The sequence below is a fragment of the Bacillus sp. S4 genome (assembly GCF_040838205.1).
Lineage (GTDB): Bacteria > Bacillota > Bacilli > Bacillales > Bacillaceae_G > Bacillus_A > Bacillus_A cereus_U.
This window is the reverse complement of sequence record NZ_JBFPJI010000426.1, coordinates 1-2,441: the sequence shown is the minus strand read 5'-3', so window position 1 is coordinate 2,441 and position 2,441 is coordinate 1. Positions and strand designations below refer to the sequence as shown.

Below are 2,441 nucleotides of genomic sequence, written 5' to 3'. Positions count from 1 at the left end.
ATGTTAATTAGTTGCAAGTGAAAATGATAATTTTTTAAAACAATTATAAAAATGAAATTCAAAAACAATCTACTCAAGAGTGGGTTGTTTTTTTTATTAGAATAACGAATTATAAAAATAATATTATTATGTAAACTTAATTATTTAGAAAGGAACATGTGATTATTAATGGAATTTATTAAGGGGTATTTAATATTTGTATACATGGAGGTTCATTATGGAACAAATCATATCAATATTACAAGCGGTCATAAGCGGGGAAAAAGAAAAGGTAGTAGAAATCATTAATACGGATCCAAGTGTTGTTAACTCATTTAGTGAAGATGGATGGACACCGCTTCACTTAGCTGCTTATTTTGGACAGAAAGAAATTGCAAGTTTCTTTTTAGAACAGGGAGCAGAAATACATATTAGAGCAAAAAACGAAAATGAAAATACACCTCTTCAAGCAGCAATTGCGAATAAGCAAAGCGAGCTTGTAGCTTTCTTAATTGAAAAGGGATCAGATGTGAATGCTGTGCAAAGTGGTGGCTGGACAGGACTTCATGAAGCAGCGTTATTAGGAGATGAAGAAATCATTATATTACTTCTTGAAAATGGTGCTAATAAAATGATTAAGAAAAATGATGGGAAAACCGCATATGATATTGCTTTAGAAAAAGGGCATGAATCCCTATTACATCATTTGCAAGAGGAAGTGAGCTTTTGATTAGCCACTGGAATGTAGGGATTTTTCTTTTTAAGGAAGTGGAAGTGTTAGATTTTGCGGGCCCATTTGAAGTTTTTTCCGTTACAGCAACAAGTGAAGGTCAACTATTTACAGTTCATACTGTTAGTCAAGATGGAGAAATGATTACAGCGAGAAATGGATTAAAGGTACAACCGGACTATAGTATCGAAAACTTGCCTCCAGTTGATATTTTAATTATTCCTGGTGGGTTAGGTGTTAGAGAAAACGAAATGAAAAATGAAATAATAACAAATTGGATCCGCGAGCAAATGAAAGAAGTAAAGTTAATGACTTCTGTTTGTACCGGTGCGCTTTTACTTGCGAAAGCTGGATTACTCGATGGCTTCAAAGCGACAACACATTGGGCAAGTATTGAAAGTTTTAGAAATGATTTTCCGAATATTGAAGTATTAGAAAATGTAAAGTTTGTAGATGAGGGGCATATTATTACGTCTGGTGGAATTTCAGCCGGAATTAATATGTCATTTCATATTGTGAAAAATTTGTTAGGTGCTCGGGTTGCTGAAGAAACAGCGAAGAGAATGGAATATGATATTGATTTACAATATTAAAAGTAAAACAAGACCAGCAGTTGGGAAAATCCAACTGCTGGTCTTGTTTTATATTGACTGAATATACGCTAATTCCTCATCTGTAAGGATCGGGCGGGTAGTTGCATCTGCATTTTCTTTCGCTTGTGTTTCTGTTTTTGCGCCAGGAATTGCGACCGATACTGCTGGATGGGAGAGGACGTAGCGAAGTGCAAGTTGTCCTAATGTCTGATTTTTATTTGAGAGTAACCTTAATTTTTCTACTTTTTGTAAATCTTCTTGAAACCACTTTTCTTTTGGCCATTCTTTGCGTAAATCTCCATCAGGAAAAGTTGTTTTATTTGTAAACTTTCCAGTTAATATCCCCATTTTTAAAGGGCCGCGTATAACAGCTCCTAAATTGTTCTCTTGTAGGTAGGGCAGTATGTCGTTTTCTGGTTTTCGGTTTAATATGTTGTAATCAAGTTGCACAACATCAATTTCATCGTTTTTATTGAAGTGTTTTATATATTGTAGGTCGTGAGTTGAAACACCAACAGCTCTTACTTTTCCGTCCCGTTTTAATATTTCAAATGCGCGTAAAAATGCTTCTGTTTCTTCTTGTTTATCCCACCAAATGTGACAGAAATAAACATCAATATAATCTGTTTCTAGGCGCAGTAAGCTAGTTTCAAATACTGCGATCACTTTTTCGGGAGTATTATAAACAGGCTCTCCACTTGGATCATAGTGATGTCCAATTAAACCACCTTTCGTTGATAAAACGATATTATTACGGTGCTCTCTTATCGCTTGAGTTACTAACCTTTCACTATGTCCTAATCCGTATACATCAGCAGTATCAATAAAGTTTACGCCGCATTCAATTGCTTTCTTCATAGCGGTTATAGATTGTTTGTCGTTAACAGGACCCCATTCATCGCCGCCAATCGCCCACGCTCCAAAGCCAATTTCAGAAACGATAATTCCAGTTTTACCCAATGTGCGGTAGTGCATCATTTTTCCTCCTTGTAAGCATGTTATAACATCGGTATGCAAAACTAGAATTTATATGTGTAAAAATGTTTTCTACAATTGGGGAAAAAGAATAACATAAACTACTATTTTATAGCAGCATAAATAAAAATTCTCATTTTAAATACAGAGATGTCGTCGAACGC

Annotated in this window: 3 protein-coding genes; 2 read left to right on the top strand and 1 reads right to left on the bottom strand. The window is 34.9% G+C overall.

The annotated features are described in order from the left end of the window. Window positions 1–217 precede the first annotated feature (217 nt). Together AB3X48_RS21120 and AB3X48_RS21115 are read left to right on the top strand one after the other, a co-directional pair. Window positions 218–709, top strand: a complete 492-nt coding sequence (locus tag AB3X48_RS21120; protein WP_002161472.1) for an ankyrin repeat domain-containing protein — start codon at window positions 218–220, stop codon at window positions 707–709. Continuing rightward, a complete protein-coding gene (locus AB3X48_RS21115) occupies window positions 706–1,302 on the top strand; it encodes a DJ-1/PfpI family protein (RefSeq protein ID WP_088099141.1) in 597 nt (198 codons plus the stop codon). Before AB3X48_RS21120 ends, AB3X48_RS21115 begins: the two co-directional genes overlap by 4 nt. A gap of 48 nt (window positions 1,303–1,350) precedes the next feature. On the opposite strand, the gene AB3X48_RS21110 is transcribed toward AB3X48_RS21115, so the two are convergent. After that, window positions 1,351–2,277 (bottom strand): aldo/keto reductase, encoded by a 927-nt coding sequence (locus tag AB3X48_RS21110; protein WP_016105110.1) that lies wholly within the window; start codon window positions 2,275–2,277, stop codon window positions 1,351–1,353. Window positions 2,278–2,441 lie beyond the last annotated feature (164 nt).